This window comes from Microcoleus sp. AT8-B5, from assembly GCF_036705565.1.
Taxonomy (GTDB): domain Bacteria; phylum Cyanobacteriota; class Cyanobacteriia; order Cyanobacteriales; family Microcoleaceae; genus Microcoleus.
Window position 1 is genome coordinate 60,296 of record NZ_JAUBUY010000020.1, and the last position, 18,959, is coordinate 79,254.

An 18,959-nucleotide genomic window follows, 5' to 3' on the forward strand; every position below is an offset into this window, starting at 1 on the left:
ATATCGACTTTTTTGCTCGCGAAAAAGTCGATATTTCAAATCGTTAATTCGAGAGTTAGAAATGAAAAACCTGACAATTCGTCCTCCTGCAACTGCCATTGCGGCAAATCTCCGACTCCCAAACCCCCAGTCGCTCTTCAAGATGTTTCCTTGTTATAAGCCATCTGAAATGTAGTAGACTCTGCCTGACAGACTAATTGCCCCGCACTATTTAAAATTGATTTCAGATGCCGTACCAGTATCTGTACCACATACTCGCTTTCCTGGTTTCTGCGATCGTCGTCCTCTGGAGTACACCAATAGTCAAAAAAATTGGTCTCAAAAGCGGGCGAGTCGATCGGCCAGGCGAGCGAAAAGTCCACAAGCGCCCAATGGTGCGCTTGGGAGGAGTGTCCATCTTTCTCGGCACTATCACTGCCCTCTTATTTGTCTGGATCTCAGGAGGCTTCCTCGATGCTAACGGACAAGTTCTCAATCCCAAAGACGAATACGAAATTTGGGGAGTCACCCTCGGCGGCATCGGATTCTTCCTCATCGGTTTAGCAGACGACCTATTTTCGCTCTCGGCCTTAAAACGCTTGCTCATGCAAATTGGCGTATCCAGCATCGTTTGGTACGCGGGCGTACAGATTGAGTTTCTGACAGTTCCCTCCTTGGGACTGACTAATATTGGCTGGCTGAGCTTGCCAATTACCGTGATTTGGCTCGTCGGCATGGCGAATGCCATCAACTGGATTGACGGTTTGGACGGTTTAGCAGCCGGAGTTTCAGGGATTGCAGCCGTTGTGATGCTGATTGTCAGTTTGGCGATGCAGCAACCAGCGGCGGCCCTGATTGCAGCGGCTTTAGCTGGCGGGACATTGGGGTTTCTGCGCTACAACTTCAATCCGGCTCAAATCTTTATGGGAGATGGCGGGGCTTATTTTATCGGGTTTACTCTCGCTGGAGTGGGAGTAATTGGGTTGGTTAAAACTACGGCTGTTACTTCTGTGTTGCTGCCCTATTTAATTTTAGCTGTACCGATTTTAGATATGTCGGCGGTGATTCTCGATCGACTTCGCAACGGCAAGTCACCGTTTATTGCTGACAAGCGCCATCTCCACCACCGACTTCTAGAAGCCGGACTCTCCCATCGATTTGCGGTTTTATTTATTTACTCACTGACACTGTGGGTGGGAAGTTTAGCCCTAGCTTTTTCGCTTCCGAGCGGCGTAATTTACGCTATGGGTGCAACAAGTTTGCTGGGATATGCTAGCTGGAAAGTTTGGAGACACGCTAGGTGAAGGAAGAAGGAAGAAGGAAGAAGGAAGAAGGAAGAAAAATAATTTCTAATGCCAAATGCCTAATTCCCAATGCCCTGCGCGGGCCAATGCCCAATGCCCCATGCCCCATGCCCCATGCCCAATTCCCCATGCCCAATTCCCCAATCCAATGCCCCATGCCCAATGCCCAATGCCCAATTCCCCAATCCAAAATCCAAAATCTAAAATCTAAAATCGAATAATGGTTGCTGAAATTATTTGTGTTGGCACTGAATTGCTGTTAGGCGATATTCTTAATAGCAATGCCCAGTTTTTAGCCAAAGAATTAGCGAGTCTGGGAATACCTCACTACTATCAAACAGTGGTGGGGGACAATCCAGAACGTATCAAACAAGTGTTAGAAATCGCCGTCAGTCGATCGCAGCTTTTGCTCTTCACCGGCGGTCTGGGCCCCACACCAGACGACCTGACAGTGGAAACAATCGCCGATTTTTTTGGGGTTCCCTTAATAGAAAAGCCGGAAATTATCGCCGATATCGAATACAAATATGCCCAGCGGGGAGGCACCATGAGTCCCAGCAATCGCAAGCAAGCTTTAATTCCAGAAACTGCGGATATTCTGCCGAACCGCAGCGGTTCTGCACCGGGCATTATTTGGCAACCGGTTTCTGACGTGACAGTAATGACATTTCCCGGCGTACCGGCGGAAATGCACTTGATGTGGCAAGAAACCGCCGTTCCTTACCTGCAAAATAACGGCTGGTGCAGCGCCACTATTTACAGCCGCACATTGAAATTTTGGGGGATTTCTGAGTCAGCATTGGCGGAAAAAGTAGATAGTTTTTTGAATTTAACTAATCCTACTGTGGCTCCCTACGCCAATCACGGCGAAGTCAAACTGCGGATTTCGGCCCGCGCAAACGAGAAAGTTGCTGCGAAAAACTTGATTGAGCCGATCGAACAACAATTGCGGCAAATTGCCGGCTTAGACTGTTACGGTGCTGATAGCGATACCCTCGCTTCGACTGTGGGCCAATTGTTGCTGGATGCGGGGCAAACTCTCAGCGTGGCTGAATCCTGCACGGGAGGAGGATTGGGGGCGATGCTGACAGGTGTTCCCGGCAGTTCGAGCTACTTTTTAGGCGGGATTATTTCTTACGACAATCGGATTAAGGAAGGATTATTAGGTGTTAATCCCCAAGATTTAGCCGAATTGGGGGCAGTCAGCCACCAAGTGGCAAAACAAATGGCTGCGGGAGTTCGCGCCAGCCTCAATACCAATTGGGGGTTGAGCATTACAGGCATCGCCGGGCCAGGAGGCGGCACCGACGGTAAACCTGTCGGACTGGTTTATGTCGGTTTAGCGGGGCCCGACGGATCCGCAGAAAGTTTTGAATACCGTTTTGGCGATGCCAGAGGCCGCGAGTGGATTCGGAATTTGAGTAGCTGTACGGCGCTCGATCGACTCCGGCGTACATTATTGTTGGCAAAAGTGTAGAAAAAATCCTACGATTGGTCAATTGTCAACAGTCAACCGTAAGCTTAAGCTTTATTTAACACTCTCTACTCCGATATAATTCGGCAATTTTCCTTTTGCCTCTTGATTATCTGTAAAGATTCGTTATGATAATAAGATAGGACTGATTGGCCAAGATACTGAATCTCTCCATTGCTGAAAATAACCAGCAAGCGAGAAAGCAAGTTTGACCTTTGGTTTCAAAGTCGTGCTTGCTTATTTTCAGATATTTAGCCGTCGGTTTAGCAATCTAGACTATAAAAAAAGGAGCTATCCGTTCAATGGAAGACATTGAAAAGGTGCTGGAACAAATTAAAGAATGGGTTCGCAAGCTGATAGAAGGATTGCTGAATCCTGAAGCTCAACCGGAACTAGAACCGATTCGTATTCCTGTCAACCAACCGAGGAATCGCAGGTAGTCGGGACTGAATTAGAAGTTTGATGTTTAAGGTTTGACCTTTGAGGTGGTTGACTGGTTTTAAATACCATGTCAAAACTCTCTTAAATTTTGTTGCGCGGGAAATTTTAAAATTGTTAAATATCCTGGTACTTCACGGCCCTAATCTGAATCTATTGGGTCAGCGAGAACCTGGAGTTTATGGTTCTGCGACTTTAAATGATATCAACAAGTTGCTAGAACGAGAAGCGCAAGCCCTCCAGGTGCAAGTCTCAATTCAGCAGTCGAATCATGAAGGGGTATTGGTGGATGCAATTCACTCGATGTTAGGGCAGCACCAAGGCTTATTGATTAATGCTGGAGCTTATACTCATACGAGTGTGGCAATTAGAGACGCGATCGCCGCGGTGAATATCCCGGCGGTAGAAGTTCATCTGAGCAATATTTACCGGCGGGAAGCTTTTCGGCACCACTCCTTTATCGCAGCGGTGGCGATCGGACAAATCAGCGGTTTTGGCCCAGAAAGTTATCGGCTGGGGCTGCAAGCTCTAGTTAGTTACCTGATTAAAAATTAAAAAATTACCGATGGTAGCGATCGGATGAGGGCAGGTTTTAGATGGAAAACCAGCCCTTATATGTTTGGGTTGAATTCAAATTAATCACAAGAGTTAGGCAAAGAAGCAAACCAGGAAGAACTCTAAATTACCAATTACCAATTACCAATTACCAAAGAACGGGGTTTAAAGCCCCGTCCTTATAGGACGGTTTTAATTTCTTAATTGTCCTAATTTTCTCAGATGTTGTGGTATAGTATAATAAGAATAACACAGGAGAGAGAGGCATGAAAGCGCGGTATCGATACAGATTATCTCCTAGTACGGAACAAAAAATTAGCTTAGCTAAATTGTTTGGTTGTACTAGAGTAGTCTGGAATGATGCCCTAAGAATTTGCAAAAACTCTGCCAAAAAACCTAGCTGTGCAGACCTGCAAAAAATTGTAATAACTCAGGCAAAAAAGACTGAGGAGAGAGCATGGTTGGGAGAAGTGTCGGCGATTTGCCTCCAACAATCTGTCTCTGATTTGGAAACAGCTTTTAAGAATTTCTTGGATTCTTGTAAAGGAAAACGTAACGGAAAAAAAGTCGGCTATCCAAAGTTCAAAAAAAAGACAAACAGCCAATCCGCCAAACTAACCAAAAACGGTTTTTCGTTGAGGGATGATTATGTTTACCTTGCAAAGATTGGCAGAGTTAAGCTGATTTGGTCTAGGGAATTGCCAGACCATCCAAGCTCTTTAACTATAATCAAGGATTGTGCAGATCGGTATTTCATCAGCTTTGTAGTAGAGGATGATCCCGAAGAAGTCGAAGCTAAGAACCACAGCGTCGGCATTGATTTGGGCATTAAAACCTTCGCTGTAATGAGTGACGGGACTAAAGCTGTAAGCCCTGACTACAAAGTGTTAGATCGCAAAATTCGCAGATTACAGCGTAAACTTTCCCGTCAAAAACTCGACTCTAAACGGCGGAATAAAACCCGACTGCAAATAGCTAGACTGCACAACCGAATTGCTGACACTAGAAAAGATTTTTTGCACAAACTATCAACTAACTTGGCTAAGGATAATCAACTTGTCATTTTAGAAGATTTGAATGTAGCAGGAATGGTAAAAAATAGGAAGCTATCAAGGGCAATTAGTCAGCAAGGTTGGGGTGAGTTTAGGGCTTTGTGCGATGGAAAATGTGGGAAGTATGGCAGAGAGTTCAAAGTAATTAGTCGCTGGGAACCTACCAGCCAAGTTTGCTCAGATTGCGGGTTTAAGTGGGGGAAAATAGACCTCTCTGTGCGTTATATACTCTGCCTCAATTGCGGTACTAACCAAGACAGAGATGAGAACGCCGCCAAAAATATAAATAAAGTCGGGATAGGGCATTGCCACGACTCTAAATGAACATGGAGACGCTCGTAAAACTACTTCGGTAGTATCGGTCAATGAAGTGTTAAGAATCCCCGCGCTTTTAAGCCGGGGAGTATGTCAATAACAACTTGAGTTAAATTCAAATGCGGCATTCCCTGTTGAGCAAGTTTCAAGGAACCATCCTGGGGGCAGTTTTAGGAGACTCTCTAGGCCTGCAATACCAGAGGCAACTCGTCGGTATTCCCCCCCAAACAGAAGACTTGCAGCCGATTTTACAACTGACGAAACACCAACAATTGACCGTAAGTGGCGCAACATTGGCGTTGAATTCTGTCAACAGTAAAATCCCAAGTGGCAAAGACTCATCCGCATCCGGGACACTTGCGGTAGCGTGTGCTCAAAGTTTAATTCGGTGTAGGGGTTTAAATTTAAAAGATTGGCGCGATACTTGGGAAGCATTTGCCAAGTCGGAAATCTACCATCCCCGCAACAGTGAGTTTCCAACCTTACTTAACCCTGGTGAAGCTGCCCTTGCTGCGCTGCCATCGGCGATGTTTTTTCACGAAAATAAAGCCAAATTGCGAGAAAAAATCATGCTGGCGATAGAGGTTTGGCACAACGAAAACCCGCCAGAATGGGAAACAGCAATTTTAGCAGTAGCATATACGATCGCCCGCTCTCTCAAAGAAAGACTTGACCCCGCGACGGCGATCGAGCAAACACTTGCCTACCTGAAAACAGAGAATGCCTTAACAGAGCTGCTGCTGCAAGTGCAAATACTACTAGAAAAGGGAGCCGATTTAGAAACAGCCGCCACTTATCTGTGCAAAAGCGCCACAGCTTTGCGAGAAAGACAGGGCGAAGGTGAAAAAAAATTACAAACCGAGTCAATTGTCAACCCAGGAAATTTCATTCCCATTGCCTTAGCTTTCTACTGCTTTTTGAACACCCCAGAAGACTTGCGCTTGTCAGTGGTGCGTGCTGCCCGCTGTGGTATAGCCGGACAAATAACCTGCGCTTTGACGGGAGCTTTGTCTGGAGCGTATAACGGCGTTGCTGCGATTCCTGTAGAATGGCGACAGGTATCTTCGGCTCAGGTTAATTCGCAGCAGCTAGCCGAGGGCCGAGAACCTTTGCTCTGGGGAACTGGCAGCGATGTAAAAATTGTAGAGTTAGCAAATAACCTGTTTGCTGTTTGGGCAGGCGTTTACAGGCCCGATGCCGGAGTCGATTCTGCTGTGCTAGCCCGATCGGTGGCTGCACCTTATGTCATTAGACCTCGTAAAATATAAAGGTTAAAGCTTTTAACAGTAAGGGGAAACCAGCAACTAACAAGTCAAAAGCCAAAGTGGAAGGAGAGCGCCAATTAAAGATTAAAAAGTGAAAAATTAAATCGGACGCGCCTGCCCCACAAAACCGGGTTTCAACGAGAATATGGGTAGTTCGGATAAAATCAATCAAGATGCATAGTCAGAAATTCTGACAAAGCTGCTGGATAACAGTGATATATCTTCGACACAAATGAATACGCTCTCCTCATTGATGCGACAGATTGAGCAGCTAGGGGCTGCGCGCTCACTGCGCCAACACATTGCTAAAGTGCAAAATGGCAGCAAAGCAGATACCTCACGCGCTGGCGGGCCTCTCCTGAGCCGTTTGTCGCGCCAGAAATGGCTTCTTCCCGAGACTTTTACTACTAAATTTACAAGTAAAACCTCCAAATCAAGCCTCAAAAATCAAGCTCGTTCCCCTATGTTGGCGCTGATAGCGGTAGTTTCCCTAAGCAGCACTCTGGGCCACCGCTTCTACAACCAGCCGAAACTGGATGTGGGGACGAAAGCTCCTCAGACGATTAAGGCTCCTGCTACTGCTAGCGTCCCGGATTACAAAACTACTGAAGAACAGCGGAAAGCAGCGCGGATAGGGGCTGTAGCTATATTAATGCTGGATTCGGCGGTCGATCGACAAATTTATCAAGAATTGCAACAATTTTTGCAGCATGGGAGCGATCTACGGGAGGCGGTAGGCCCGTTTCCGTTTGCGAGTACCTCGGCCCTCTCACTTGCTGTTCAGGTTTACTTGCGGAGCTGTCCTGAGTGGGAGTGGCGCTGGATTTTGGCGCAAGCGGGTGACAAAAGTGCAACTTCCGAGCGATTGAGTTTGGATTCCCCGGCAATTGCTGCGGCAACAGATAACAAGTCTCAGCAAGATGCTATCGCTCAACTGCAAGCTTACAGCCGATCGGTCAGGGCAGCAGAATTTCAAAGCCTGACAGACAGTATTTCCTCTGCTCGCGAGCGCTATCTCAATGCTGTGGAGGCGCTGGGAAAACCGTCGGTTTTGGGGCTGCCCCAGATTTACGATACTTCGCTGTTTGATTTGTCCGAAGCAGCTTGGCAGAAAACCCAAACCGGTATGAGTCGGGCGGCAAAAAGAATGGTGGCTCAAGGTATCCCGCAGGGGTTGCCCAAAGAGATTTTACAAGAAGCCGTGAACCTGCAAGTGGCTGATGAAGTGCCGTTAGAGTCCCAAGGTTTGGCGGTGGAGGGTTTAACAGCGATTTTGCAGCCAAATCTGGTGAGAGATCGGGAGGAAACCAAACAGCTAGCTGAATTAGCGGCGCAAAAGGTGAAACCGGTGATGATCGCAGTAGATCGGGGCGAGATAATTGTTGCACAAGGACAAGAGATATCGCAGCAAGATTTCGTGTTGCTGGACTATTTTGGTTTGAGCCGACGGGGGGTGAATTGGCTGGGGCTGACGGGTTTTGTTTGTTTAGTCGCGGGGGCAATTGCGATCGTACTGCTGGTGGAAAGGCACTACCGCTTGCGCCGCAGAGATCATTTGCTATTGCTGCTGCTGACTTTGAGCGCGCCAGTGCTGGTGAGTTTGGGGCTGCCTTGGACGAGTTTGCCCGCGATCGGGATTTTAGCGGGCGGCTTCTACGGTTCGGCGGTGGGAGTCACTGTGGTGGGGCTGCTGTCGGCGCTGCTGCCCATTGGCTTAAATGTGGACTTGATTCATTTGGTGGCTAGCGGGGCGGGCGGATTGCTGGGCGCTTTTATGGCCGGGCGGCTGCGATCGCGCGAGGAATTGGCTCTTTTGGGCGTAGCTGTCGGCTTGGCTCAGGGCAGCGTTTATCTGGTGGGGACTTTGATTGCCAGCGCGGCTGCCGGTGCAATTTGGTACGTCGTACTCGGTACGGTGGGCGCGCAAAGTTTGGCCGGTTTGGCTTGGAGCGTTGTGGCGATCGGCATCAGCCCTTATTTGGAACACGTTTTTGACTTGATTACGCCGATCCGGCTGGCGGAACTTGCCAATCCCAACCGCCCGCTGTTGAAGAGGTTGGCTGCCGAGGCTCCTGGGACTTTTCAGCACACGCTGTTTGTGGCGAGTTTGGCAGAGGCTGCGGCCCGAGAACTCGGCTGCAATGTTGAGCTGGTTAGGACTGGGACATTATACCACGATATTGGAAAAATGCACGACCCGCTGGGATTTTGTGAAAATCAAATGGGCGGGGCCAACAAGCACGATGAAATTAATGACCCTTGGGCGAGCGCGGAGATTATTAAAAAGCACGTTACCGAGGGTTTGGTGATGGCGCGAAAGCATCGATTGCCGAAGGCAATTCAGGCGTTTATTCCCGAACACCAAGGTAAAATGTTAATTGCTTACTTCTACCACCAGGCGCAGCAAATTGCTGCCAAAGAAATAGAAGATTTAAAGCTTGTTTTGCCAGATGCGGATAATTCAAAGTTAACAATCGCAAGTCGCCAAGTGAGGGAGGAGGATTTTCGCTACGATGGGCCGATTCCGCAGTCGCGGGAAACCGGGATTTTGATGCTGGCGGATTCTTGCGAGGCTGCTTTGCGATCGCTCAAGGATGCTACTCATGAAGAGGCTTTGAATATGGTTAATAAGATTTTGAGGGCTCGCTGGCAGGATAATCAGTTGATTGATTCGGATTTAACGCGGGAGGATATGTCTCTAATTGCGGAGATTTTTGTGCGAGTTTGGGAACAGTTCAATCACAAGCGGATTGCTTACCCTAGTGCAGTTTTTACTCCCAGGTAGGCGAAAATTTTTAGTTAGGAAAAATCAGTTCGCATTTCAGTTGTGAATGAGATTTTATTGCGGTTTGCGGGGCAAATCGCCATGCACTTCAGGATTGTCGCTGACAATTACCATAGTTTGTTTGATTCCTCAAAATTCCGAAGAGTCGATATCTCTTTCGCCGGCTAGGTGCGATCGCAATTTTTGCCAGTCTTCGGCATCGATCGCATTTGCAAAAGCGATGATAGTATCTACAACCCCAGCGTAGTAAACAATCCAGCAGATTGCTGGCTGTTCCTACATCACAAATACAGCATATTCCATGTATATGTGGTACACACAAGAAGAGAGACGCGAGTAAGGTGCGGATACACCCGTCAATCTGCAATCTTTATCAAATATGAAGCAGATCCGCACCCTACGGACTAACACCACATAATATAGCCGATCGTGTACTTCATGAACCACCGAATATGCGGTAATTTTTGTGAGTTGTGAGTTCAAAAGATTTTAATTTTCAACCGCAAATGAACGCGGATAAATGCCGATTGTTTATCTTGATTCTATCCCTTGACTCCAGCAGCAGTTTCTGTTGGCACAATGTATTTTTGCAAAAGCAAAAATAGTCCTAAAACTGGAACAATAGAAATAATCGAACCCGCCGCAACTAAACGCCAATCTAAGGAAAATGTCCCGGCTAAATTGGCTACACCTAAAGGTAAAGTGTAATATTCCGGCCTGTCTAAAACTAGCAGTGGCCACAGAAAGTCGCTCCAAGAACCGATAAATACGAAAATTCCTAGGGTGACTAAAGCTGGCTTAATTGCCGGAATCATGACGTGCCACCAAATGCCTAATTCGCTGCAGCCGTCGATGCGGGCGGCTTCTTCTAGTTCTTTGGGAACTGCTAGAAATGCTTGTCGTAATAAAAATATGCCGAAGGCTGAGGCTAGTCCGGGAAAGATTACGCCTAAATAACTATTTTTTAGTCCGAGTTGTACAGTCAATATGTATAGGGGAATCATGACTATTTGGAAGGGAATCATGATTGTGGAAACGATCGTGATTAAGATGGCTTCGCGGCCGCGAAAGTTGAGTCGGGCTAAGGGGTAAGCGGCGAGGGCGCAAAAGAGGACGTTGATGCTAACCGTGAGGCCAGCAATTAGGGTGCTGTTGAACAGGTAGCGGCCGAAGGGGTTGGTTTGCCAAACTTTGATGAAGTTTTCGAGGGTTGGCTGTTGTGGCCACAGTTGCGGGGGAAATTGAAAGATGTTTTCGTTGGGGGATTTGAGGGAGGTACTGAGCAGCCACAGCAAGGGAAATAGCATTAAAAGTGCGATCGCGCTCATGAGGCTGTACGTCCACAGGGTGCTCCACGGCGAGGGAGTGTTGTTTGGGGAATTTGGTTTTTTAGTTTTGAGATTGTTCATGGTTGGGATATGATAATAAGTCCTTGCTTCGTGAGAAGCCTTGTTGTCCATAAGGGGATTATTGCCATGAAACCGTTTATTTACGAAACTATGTACATTCTGCGCCCTGATTTGGGTGAGGAAATGACAGACCAGGCGATCGCTAAATATCAAACTATTTTGCGCGATCAAGGTGCTGAAAACATCGAAACTCAGCACCGCGGCAAGCGCCGTTTGGCTTACGAAATCGGCAAGCACCGGGACGGAGTATACGTTCAAATGAACTATACAGCTCCGGGCGCTGCAATTTTTACCCTGGAGCGCGCGATGCGTCTGAGCGAAGAAGTGATTCGCTATTTGACAATCAAGCAAGATGTGCCAGATGCACCGGAAGCGGAAGCTGAAGCTGAAGTCGCCGAGTAGCGATCGTGTCAACTTAACGTCTTATGTAGTAGCAGTCTACTGTTTGACGATTAGGGCCGCTTATTCCTCGGCCCCGGCACGCCTTTCTTAAGGGCTACGCTGTACGCACACCTTGAAAAACTAACGTCAGAGCCTTCCGCTCCCCCTGGCATCCTCCTGAAAAAGAGGCTAGGGGGAGCTCTGGAATTGTGGGTACAGCATAGTTTTTTAAGGGCGGGGCTTGATGTTAATTGAAATTATAGGTAGGTAAGCGGGATTAAACCGAGCTATGTAAAAATATGTAAACAGGGCTAACTTAGCCACGCTTAGGGATAAGGATACTTTACAATCCTTAATATAAGTGTGTTTTACAGCGCCTACCTACTTACTAGATTTACAAAATTACGAAAGTGCTTTAATCTTGAAACAGTGAGGATTAAATGCTACCTAATAAAATTTCATGATGAGAAAAACCGTTCATAGGTTCATCACGTTAGTATTAGCAGGATTTCTATGGGCAATTAGTGGCGAGTGCTGGACATCGCGAAATTTAGCACAAATCCCTCCTCATGTTTTTTATGTTGCACCAAAGGGCAGTGATACAAATAACGGTTCACTTGAGCATCCTTGGTCAACAATTAATCACGCAGCGTCGGTATTAAAAGCGGGTGAAACAGTTTATATTCGGGCTGGAAATTATCGCCTCACCGAACAAATTCAAGCTAAAAATTCAGGGACAGAAAAGGCTTGGATTACTTATCGAGCCTATCCTGAAGAACGGGTTATTATTGATGCGGATGCAGTTAAAGTAGAGCCTCCCTCTGGTAAGAAATCCCATTATCCTCACGATCAAGGTGCATTTTTGTTACAAAATGTTAGTTATATTCAAGTAGAAGATTTAGAAGTTATTAATTCTCATAATTCGGGGATTACAGTTAGAAACAGCCATTTTATTAACCTTTATAATAATAAAACAGAAAATACGTTTTCTCCTGGTATTGGTGTTTGGTGGGGCGATCACTATAAAGTAATGGGAAATACGGTTATTAATGCAAACGATCTGAAGATGGCTGACTTTTTAAATGATTTTTCAGAAGCTCCCCATGAAGCAATTTCAATCGGTGGGGTTAAAAATTTTGAAGTTGCTTATAACTTAGTTAAGGATGGTAAAAAAGAAGGGATTGATGTTAAAGAAAAAAGTAAATATGGAACCGTCCATCATAACTATATTCACCACATGGCACGACAAGGATTATATGTTGATAGTTGGTTTGGAGTCTTAGAAGATGTTGATGTCTTTAATAATGTTGTTCATGATTGTAATGGGGCAGGATTTGCTTTAGCAGTAGAAGGAGGTTCAGAAGCAAAAAATATTCGATTTCACCATAACTTAATTTATGATAACTGGGGAACCGGAATTCTCTTTGCCCGATGGGGAAATGATGGGTTACGGCATAATATTAAAATTTATAATAATACGGTTCATCATAATGGTTATGGTAAACCGAACCCAGGAGAAAGCTTTTTTTGGATTACTGGAGGGTTATATTTATTTTCTAATAATCTTCAAAATGTTGAAATCAAGAATAATATTTTTAGCAAGAATAGGGGATTTCAAATCGGTTATAGCGATCGCTATTTAGCGGCTAACTCTGACATCGAAAAGATTTTTCGTCAAAAAGATATTGAGATTAGCCAGAACTTAATCTTTGGAGAAAATAACACAACCAGTCCGATTTCTGCTGGATGGCTTCCTGATAACTATGCGAATATCTATGGAACGAATGGAAATGCTGCTGTCAGAGAAGAACCTCAATTTATTAATCCAGAAGAAGGGAATTTTTACTTAAAATCTCCGATCAGTAACCCAACCCCATTAACTGCTAATTCTAAAGCATCTCAGATGAGAGTTGGAGCTTTTCCCAATGGAGAAAAACCCCATTTTTGGTGGCAGGGTAAGTTTCCACCTCAATTTCCTGAATTACCCCAATAAACCATTCATTAAAATAAGTTGTACTGTAATAATTAATTGTTAGTAGTTGTATTAAGTACCTAAACAAAATTAATTAAACAACTCAATAATAATGATTTAAGTTGGTAAGCGGGATTAAACCGAGCTATGTAACAATATGTAAACATGGCTAACTTAGCCACGCTTAGGGCTAAGGATACTTTACAATCCTTGACATAATTGTGTTTTACAGCGCCTACCTACTTAGCTACTTATTAAATTTACGGTTAACTCAAGCAAATTCTACTCCCTTGAGAGACAAAATTATGCATCTATAACTTTGAACCAAACTATAAAGTTATTTTTGCCCTTGGCAATTAGGTAGCCGCTAAAATGTGGCTCTGACCAGATGAATATTGTCAAATTTTGCCAACTGCTGCTTGAGGTTGGGCCTGAATCCACCAGCCAAAGCTCGATCGCACTCCCTGCAACCTCGATCGAGATTCTCGCCCCATAGCCCAATTGTAAAGTTTTGTGACAATTTTAATTTGGTAGCTTTAGATACAGAATTGTCTGTTATAGTGATAGAAGAGAAGAAAAAACCAGCCCAACATTAATCTAAAGAATACGGAGGAACCGCATATGTCTACTGAAAATCAAGCTCGCTCTCTGATGATGCGCCACCACCAACTGGTGAAGAACCGCCAGCAATCCATGCTCAACCGCACCGCCACCGAAGTCGGGATGGAAGATACGCACTACTGGGGTCACATTCAAGGCAAACCGCAGCCCAGCTTTCAAGCCAGTTACGATCGCAGCAACGCCACTATGAGCTAGGGCAAACTCAATTTCGACAATTGCCTACGCAGTTATCAAGAAATTGGGTCTAAAACCCCCTCCTTGTAGGACGGCTTTGTATTAAGATGGATGTGCCAAGGTTAAACTCCATCACCATCGTGAAACTGTTAAGACACACTTTTAGGTGTAAAAATTGGGCACAGTGCTGCGAAAACACTTAAAACAGCGAGAGAATCAACGCATTCTCTGTACCAGAAAATACATCATTTGGTTTAAATCAATTAAGTAGGGTAGGGCATACCCGAACTCTAGGTTCGTATCCTAGTACGCTTTTGGAGATAGACCCTCTGGGGTTGCTGTGAATTAGGCTCGTCAATTGGTGTAATTGCACGGTTGAAAAGTTTAAAGATTGCCGAAAGGACATAGTGCTTAAAGGTCAGTCGATGAATTAAGCATCCCTACGCCTTTAGGCTAGGGAGTGTCAAGTCAACTCAAGAACAAGCCCGCAACCTGATGATGCGCCATCAACACGTCGTCAAAAACCGTCAGGAATCCATGCTGAGCCGTGTGGCTGCTGAAGTTGGTTTAGATGCTGGTTCTCCAGCGAGTATCGATCGCAAATAACTCCTTTTTTCAACGGCGAGATAGTTTAATCGAGTTTGTTGTTGGCCAGCTAAAAATTAATAATGTTCATTACAAAACCGTCGCGACTTCTTCTTGAGTTCTAACTCTAGATTGGAAGCCGCGATTAGTTTTATGGGGAATGGGGAATGGGGAATGGGGAATGGGGAATGGGAAATTGGGTTCAAAAGAATCTAAAATCTAAAATCTAAAATCTAAAATCGTTTGACTGAGCGCTCACGCCGAAGTCTAAAATCTAAAATCTAAAATCTAAAATCTAAAATGGTATAATCCCCTTTCAGCAGATTGAAGGCTACTAGGGAGGTCATCATGTCGGACTGGAAAGAAATTGACGGCGGAGTTACAGCACCGAGAGGGTATAGAGCATCGGGAATTACAGCGGGCTTGAAGCCTTCAGGCTTGCCAGATTTAAGTTTAATTTTGTCAGAGGTAGACGCGATCGCCGCCGGAGTCTTCACAACTTCCACTGTCCGGGCCGCTTGTGTGGACTACTGCCGCCAGCGTTTGCAAGCTAAACCCAGCGCGAAAGCAATTTTGTGCAATGCGGGACAAGCTAATGCTGCTACTGGCGAACAAGGTTTGGCAGATGCCCTCGAAAGTGCCAAATTGTTGGGAGAAGCGCTGAATATTCCTCCAGAATCAATTCTTTTGGCCTCCACTGGCGTCATCGGACAGCGGATAAAAATGGAGCCGCTGAGGGCGGGAATTCCCCGATTAGTTGCTGAGGCATCGGAAACTGGTTCCGATGCGGCGGCTAAGGCTATTTGTACGACTGATTTAGTGCCGAAAACGATCGCCCTGGAAACAATGTTTGGCGATCGGCCCGTCCGCATCGGCGGCATTTGCAAAGGTTCGGGAATGATTCACCCGAATATGGCAACAATGCTGGCATTTGTAACTTGCGATGCAGCAGTGTCATCGCATTTGTGGCAAGAAATGGTGAGTCGGGCGGCTAACAGAAGTTTCAATCAAATTACTGTTGACGGCGATACCAGTACCAACGACTCGCTAATTGCTTTGGCAAACGGTCAATCCCGCACGCCCGCAATTACAGAAATGGGGGCAGATGCTGAAAAATTAGAAGCGATGCTGACAGAAGTTTGCGTGCATTTAGCAAAGGCGATCGCCCGTGACGGCGAAGGTGCAACTTGTTTGGTGGAAGTGCAAGTTAGTGGCGCGCTAGATGAAGTTTCTGCGAGTAAAATTGCCAAAACAATTGTCGGTTCTTCCTTGGTGAAAGCTGCTATTTTCGGACGCGATCCGAATTGGGGCAGAATTGCGGCGGCGGCTGGGCGCGCTGGTGTACCTTTCGATCAAGAGAATTTGCGGATTCAATTGGGGGATTTTTTGATGATGGAAAACGGACAACCTAAAGAGTTCGATCGCGCTGCAGCAAGTAATTATATGAAAGCGGCTGCGGAGGGGGAATATTTGAAGGCTGATACGGTTTTAATTCAGGTTAGTGTGGGGGATGGCAGCGGTTTTGCGAAAGCTTGGGGATGCGATTTGAGTTACGACTACGTGAAGATTAATGCGGAGTATACGACTTAAATAAGTCCAGGCGGTTACAAGTCCGGGCGGTTAGAAACCGCGCCTACACAAACAAAACCAGACGAGAGAAAGTTGAAGGCAAATTTCACACAATTTAAACTCAACTTCCCCCCACGGGGGGAAATTAAAAAATCTGAAACCTTTACTCACCGAGTTAATCTCAGCTTTTTTGCTCCTCATTTTAAAATCGCTGAAGCCCTTACCAAGATAAGCTTTTTAGGAGTTTAACAAAAGAGCGCTAAAAATATTATTCAGACTAAGTTTCAAGACTTTTTAAGCTTATTATTAATAAGTCTAATATCAAGTTTGAAAACACGCCCTAACCAAAACTATCGGAGACAAACACATAGCCGCCGCCGTATCCAACATTATCATCCACTAATATTAAGCCCTCGTTACCCTGCGGATCGCCACTCTGAGCAAGTCCATAATTCACCACGCGCAACAACCGCTGCGGCGTAAACGATTCCAATTCCACAAAATTGCCTGCATCCAGCCATGCTAGTTCTTCTGCTGTTAAACTTTGCCTTACAGCGTCGGGTAATTGACGGGCTGTTTGTGCGATTGTTTGAGATTGCTGCACAAACATATCGCGGGATGCTAAGATTTGACGGGGAGAAATTCCCAAATCAAAAATTGTCACCTGTTGATTCGCAAACCAGTTTGGATTAGTTCGCAGTTGATGTACCAAGCCAACTCCAGCAGGGCTCGCATTGTGCAGTGCATAGACTTTTAAATCGGTATTGCGCCGCAGCATTTCAATCACGGTACTGAAGATGCTTTGGGGATAGCCACTAATACTAAGAATCGCGCAGTTGTTTTCAAAATGGACGTTGTTGGCAATGAGGAATTGAGCTATTTCGTCACTGTCACAGATGATTGCGCGATCGAAACTGTAGGCGCTAACTTCGCGATCGATGCTGGCGGGTAAAGCTTCTTGACGAGGCGCAGGGAGCAGTTTTTCTAATGTGCCGTTTACTGTTTGCCAGTCTCGCAGCCATTTATCACTCTGCGCTTGATTGACAAGAAATCCTTCACCAGTTATCTGTGGGCGTTTTTTTTGTGAAATGCCGAGCCAGTAGGAAAATAGCCCTAGTGTAATCGCTACGATGTATCCTGAAGAATAATCAAATATTAGGCTTCCTGAAATGCCCAGCACTAAAATAATTCCCCCTAAAATCTGGAGGTTTTTAGCATTATTTCTTCTGCCGCGAATACCTTGCTCAGGAGATTTACTGTCGTGAAAAAATAGCCATATCCAAATCAAATTGTAGAGAGCGAAGGTAATAATAACTGCGAATTGTGAGGGAAAAATAGCAATAGCGAAGGTAAGGCAGAAGGTTCCCGCAAATACGCTAAAAAAGAAGTAGGTCAAAATCCAACTGATTTCGGGTGCGCGAGATTTAAGCTTTTGGTCAATAAAATACAAAAACTGTTTGTGCGTAAAAAACAACATATTTTGGCTGGAAATATTCTCGATCGCCTTTTTGAAAAACGGATCGGTGAAAGCCAACTTTTTATCAGTGACGGTAGTGGGTTCAAAGACAAACGGATGGTTGCACTGTTTACAGCGACCTGAGTTGCTTGTACGATCGCGCAAATTGTTATCGGTATTACACTGGACGCATTTCATTCCCATTTCGGTTACTCCTGATTGATTTAATGGATTTATATCGTTGACGGTTGTTTTGGAATGATTTTACCGCAGAGGCCGCAGAGGGCGCAGAGGAAGTGAAGAGAGATAACTTCGTTACAACCGAGATGTTACACCATTGTCAGCAACAGGCATCTTGCCTGTTGCTGACAATGGTGTAACATCTCAGGTTTAAAATACTTGCCCGTTTAACAAGATAGAATAGTCTTCTCGCTGTCGAATTAATCGATCGCCCTTAGCATCAATCAACACCTCAGCAGGGCGGGGGCGGTGCAGAAAATGCGACGACATCGCATAGCCGTAAGCCCCGCTATCCAAAATCGCGATCGTATCTCCAATTTTGAGTTTCGGTAGCCAACAGTTGCGCCCCAAATAATCCCGCGAATAAGTCGTGTTGCCGCAAATATCCGTTTCATGTCGCGATACATCGCCGGTTTCCCAAGTTGCGATCGCCCGATAGCCCCCGTGTACCGCAGGCACCGAAAGATTTGATACAGTGGTATCGACACCGACTATTTGCCGAGATCCCAACCACTTCACAGACACAACTTTTGCTAGCAAAATACCGCAACCTGCGATCGCCGATCGTCCCGGTTCAATCACCAACTCGATCGGGCGAGATAGCGCACTCAATCGTTCAGTTATCGCCGCACCAAACTCCCGCCAGTCAAACACCGCACCACCTCGATAGGGATAGCCAAAACCACCGCCAAAATCGAGGGTTCGCCAATGGGGCAACAGTTGGGCGATCGCAATTAGGCGATCGATCGCCTGCGTAAAAGCACTCGTGGCGTTAGTTCCAGTCCCCCGATAAAAATGCAATCCGGTAATCCTCAACCCCTGCGGCTGCGCGATTTCCTTGGCTTTCCCGAATTCGGCGGCACGTACTCCAATCCGACTGTCTCCCGTCAATTCCGGTGAGTTGAGGCGCAGTCCAATTTCGGCACGGATCGATCGCGGTTGACTCCCGGAATATTCGCAAAAATCTTGGAGTTGGGACAGACAATCGAAGTTAAATCGCTCAATCTTCCACTCGATCAATTGCTGAATATCAGCCCTGTTGAGGTTACTGCCGGTGTAGACAATGCGATCGCTCGTAAAACCCGCTTTCAGTCCCAAAAAAACATCCCCCGGTGTATTCGCGTGTAGCCCCCAACCAGCCTGCTGAATCAATTGCAACAGAGCAATATTGCCGTTGGTGACGCTAGCAAAATGAAACTGAACGTGCGGATAGTCGATCGATCGCGTAATATCGTCAAGGGTTTGACGGAGGATATCGGCCTGATACACATATAAAGGCGAACCATAAGTTGACAAAAGTCGCTGGGCCATTGCTTCGGAGAACGGCGGCGAATGTGTTTTGGTTTCATTTTGTAGCAAAGATTCAGTCATATAGAAGAAGTTCG

14 protein-coding genes are annotated in these 18,959 nt (G+C 45.9%); 11 read left to right on the forward strand and 3 right to left on the reverse strand.

Annotation, left to right across the window (positions count from 1 at the left end):
- Positions 1 to 227: 227 nt before the first annotated feature.
- From QUB39_RS15550 to QUB39_RS15580, 7 genes are all read left to right on the forward strand, one after another.
- A complete protein-coding gene (locus QUB39_RS15550) occupies positions 228 to 1,283 on the forward strand; it encodes an MraY family glycosyltransferase (protein WP_333054678.1) in 1,056 nt (351 codons plus the stop codon).
- Positions 1,284 to 1,503: 220 nt separating this feature from the next.
- Positions 1,504 to 2,760: a competence/damage-inducible protein A gene (locus QUB39_RS15555; RefSeq protein ID WP_333208367.1), complete on the forward strand. Its 1,257-nt coding sequence runs from the start codon at positions 1,504 to 1,506 to the stop codon at positions 2,758 to 2,760.
- Between the two features lie 299 nt (positions 2,761 to 3,059).
- Positions 3,060 to 3,197: a hypothetical protein gene (locus tag QUB39_RS15560; RefSeq protein WP_333054680.1), complete on the forward strand. Its 138-nt coding sequence runs from the start codon at positions 3,060 to 3,062 to the stop codon at positions 3,195 to 3,197.
- A 112-nt stretch (positions 3,198 to 3,309) separates the two neighbouring features.
- Positions 3,310 to 3,750 (forward strand): type II 3-dehydroquinate dehydratase, encoded by a 441-nt coding sequence (aroQ, locus tag QUB39_RS15565; RefSeq protein WP_333208377.1) that lies wholly within the window; start codon positions 3,310 to 3,312, stop codon positions 3,748 to 3,750.
- 266 nt (positions 3,751 to 4,016) lie between these two features.
- Complete coding sequence (locus QUB39_RS15570) at positions 4,017 to 5,126, forward strand: transposase (protein ID WP_333054682.1); 1,110 nt, start codon at positions 4,017 to 4,019, stop codon at positions 5,124 to 5,126.
- Between the two features lie 110 nt (positions 5,127 to 5,236).
- Positions 5,237 to 6,385, forward strand: a complete 1,149-nt coding sequence (locus QUB39_RS15575) for an ADP-ribosylglycohydrolase family protein (protein WP_333208366.1) — start codon at positions 5,237 to 5,239, stop codon at positions 6,383 to 6,385.
- A 229-nt stretch (positions 6,386 to 6,614) separates the two neighbouring features.
- Positions 6,615 to 9,167 (forward strand): HDIG domain-containing metalloprotein, encoded by a 2,553-nt coding sequence (locus QUB39_RS15580; protein ID WP_333054684.1) that lies wholly within the window; start codon positions 6,615 to 6,617, stop codon positions 9,165 to 9,167.
- 542 nt (positions 9,168 to 9,709) lie between these two features.
- Here QUB39_RS15580 and QUB39_RS15585 read toward each other — a convergent pair.
- On the reverse strand, positions 9,710 to 10,576 hold the full coding sequence (locus tag QUB39_RS15585) for a carbohydrate ABC transporter permease (protein ID WP_333270411.1): 867 nt from the start codon (positions 10,574 to 10,576) through the stop codon (positions 9,710 to 9,712).
- Between the two features lie 66 nt (positions 10,577 to 10,642).
- Here QUB39_RS15585 and rpsF point away from each other — a divergent pair, with 66 nt between their 5' ends.
- The 4 genes from rpsF to argJ all read left to right on the forward strand — a co-directional run bounded on the left by rpsF (position 10,643) and on the right by argJ (position 15,899).
- Positions 10,643 to 10,978 carry a 30S ribosomal protein S6 gene (gene rpsF, locus QUB39_RS15590; protein ID WP_015176119.1) on the forward strand — a complete coding sequence of 112 codons (336 nt, stop codon included), beginning with the start codon at positions 10,643 to 10,645 and terminating at the stop codon, positions 10,976 to 10,978.
- 439 nt (positions 10,979 to 11,417) lie between these two features.
- The gene (locus QUB39_RS15595; RefSeq protein ID WP_333208365.1) at positions 11,418 to 12,950 is read left to right on the forward strand and encodes a right-handed parallel beta-helix repeat-containing protein; all 1,533 of its coding nucleotides are present in this window, start codon (positions 11,418 to 11,420) and stop codon (positions 12,948 to 12,950) included.
- A 600-nt stretch (positions 12,951 to 13,550) separates the two neighbouring features.
- Complete coding sequence (locus QUB39_RS15600) at positions 13,551 to 13,745, forward strand: hypothetical protein (RefSeq protein ID WP_006631905.1); 195 nt, start codon at positions 13,551 to 13,553, stop codon at positions 13,743 to 13,745.
- A 912-nt stretch (positions 13,746 to 14,657) separates the two neighbouring features.
- Entirely contained in the window at positions 14,658 to 15,899 is a 1,242-nt protein-coding gene (gene argJ, locus QUB39_RS15605) for a bifunctional ornithine acetyltransferase/N-acetylglutamate synthase (protein ID WP_333208364.1), read from the forward strand.
- A gap of 319 nt (positions 15,900 to 16,218) precedes the next feature.
- Here the strand turns inward: argJ and QUB39_RS15610 are convergent, their stop codons facing one another.
- The gene (locus tag QUB39_RS15610; RefSeq protein ID WP_333208363.1) at positions 16,219 to 17,538 is read right to left on the reverse strand and encodes a hypothetical protein; all 1,320 of its coding nucleotides are present in this window, start codon (positions 17,536 to 17,538) and stop codon (positions 16,219 to 16,221) included.
- Positions 17,539 to 17,724: 186 nt separating this feature from the next.
- The gene (locus QUB39_RS15615; RefSeq protein WP_333208362.1) at positions 17,725 to 18,945 is read right to left on the reverse strand and encodes a decarboxylase; all 1,221 of its coding nucleotides are present in this window, start codon (positions 18,943 to 18,945) and stop codon (positions 17,725 to 17,727) included.
- Positions 18,946 to 18,959 lie beyond the last annotated feature (14 nt).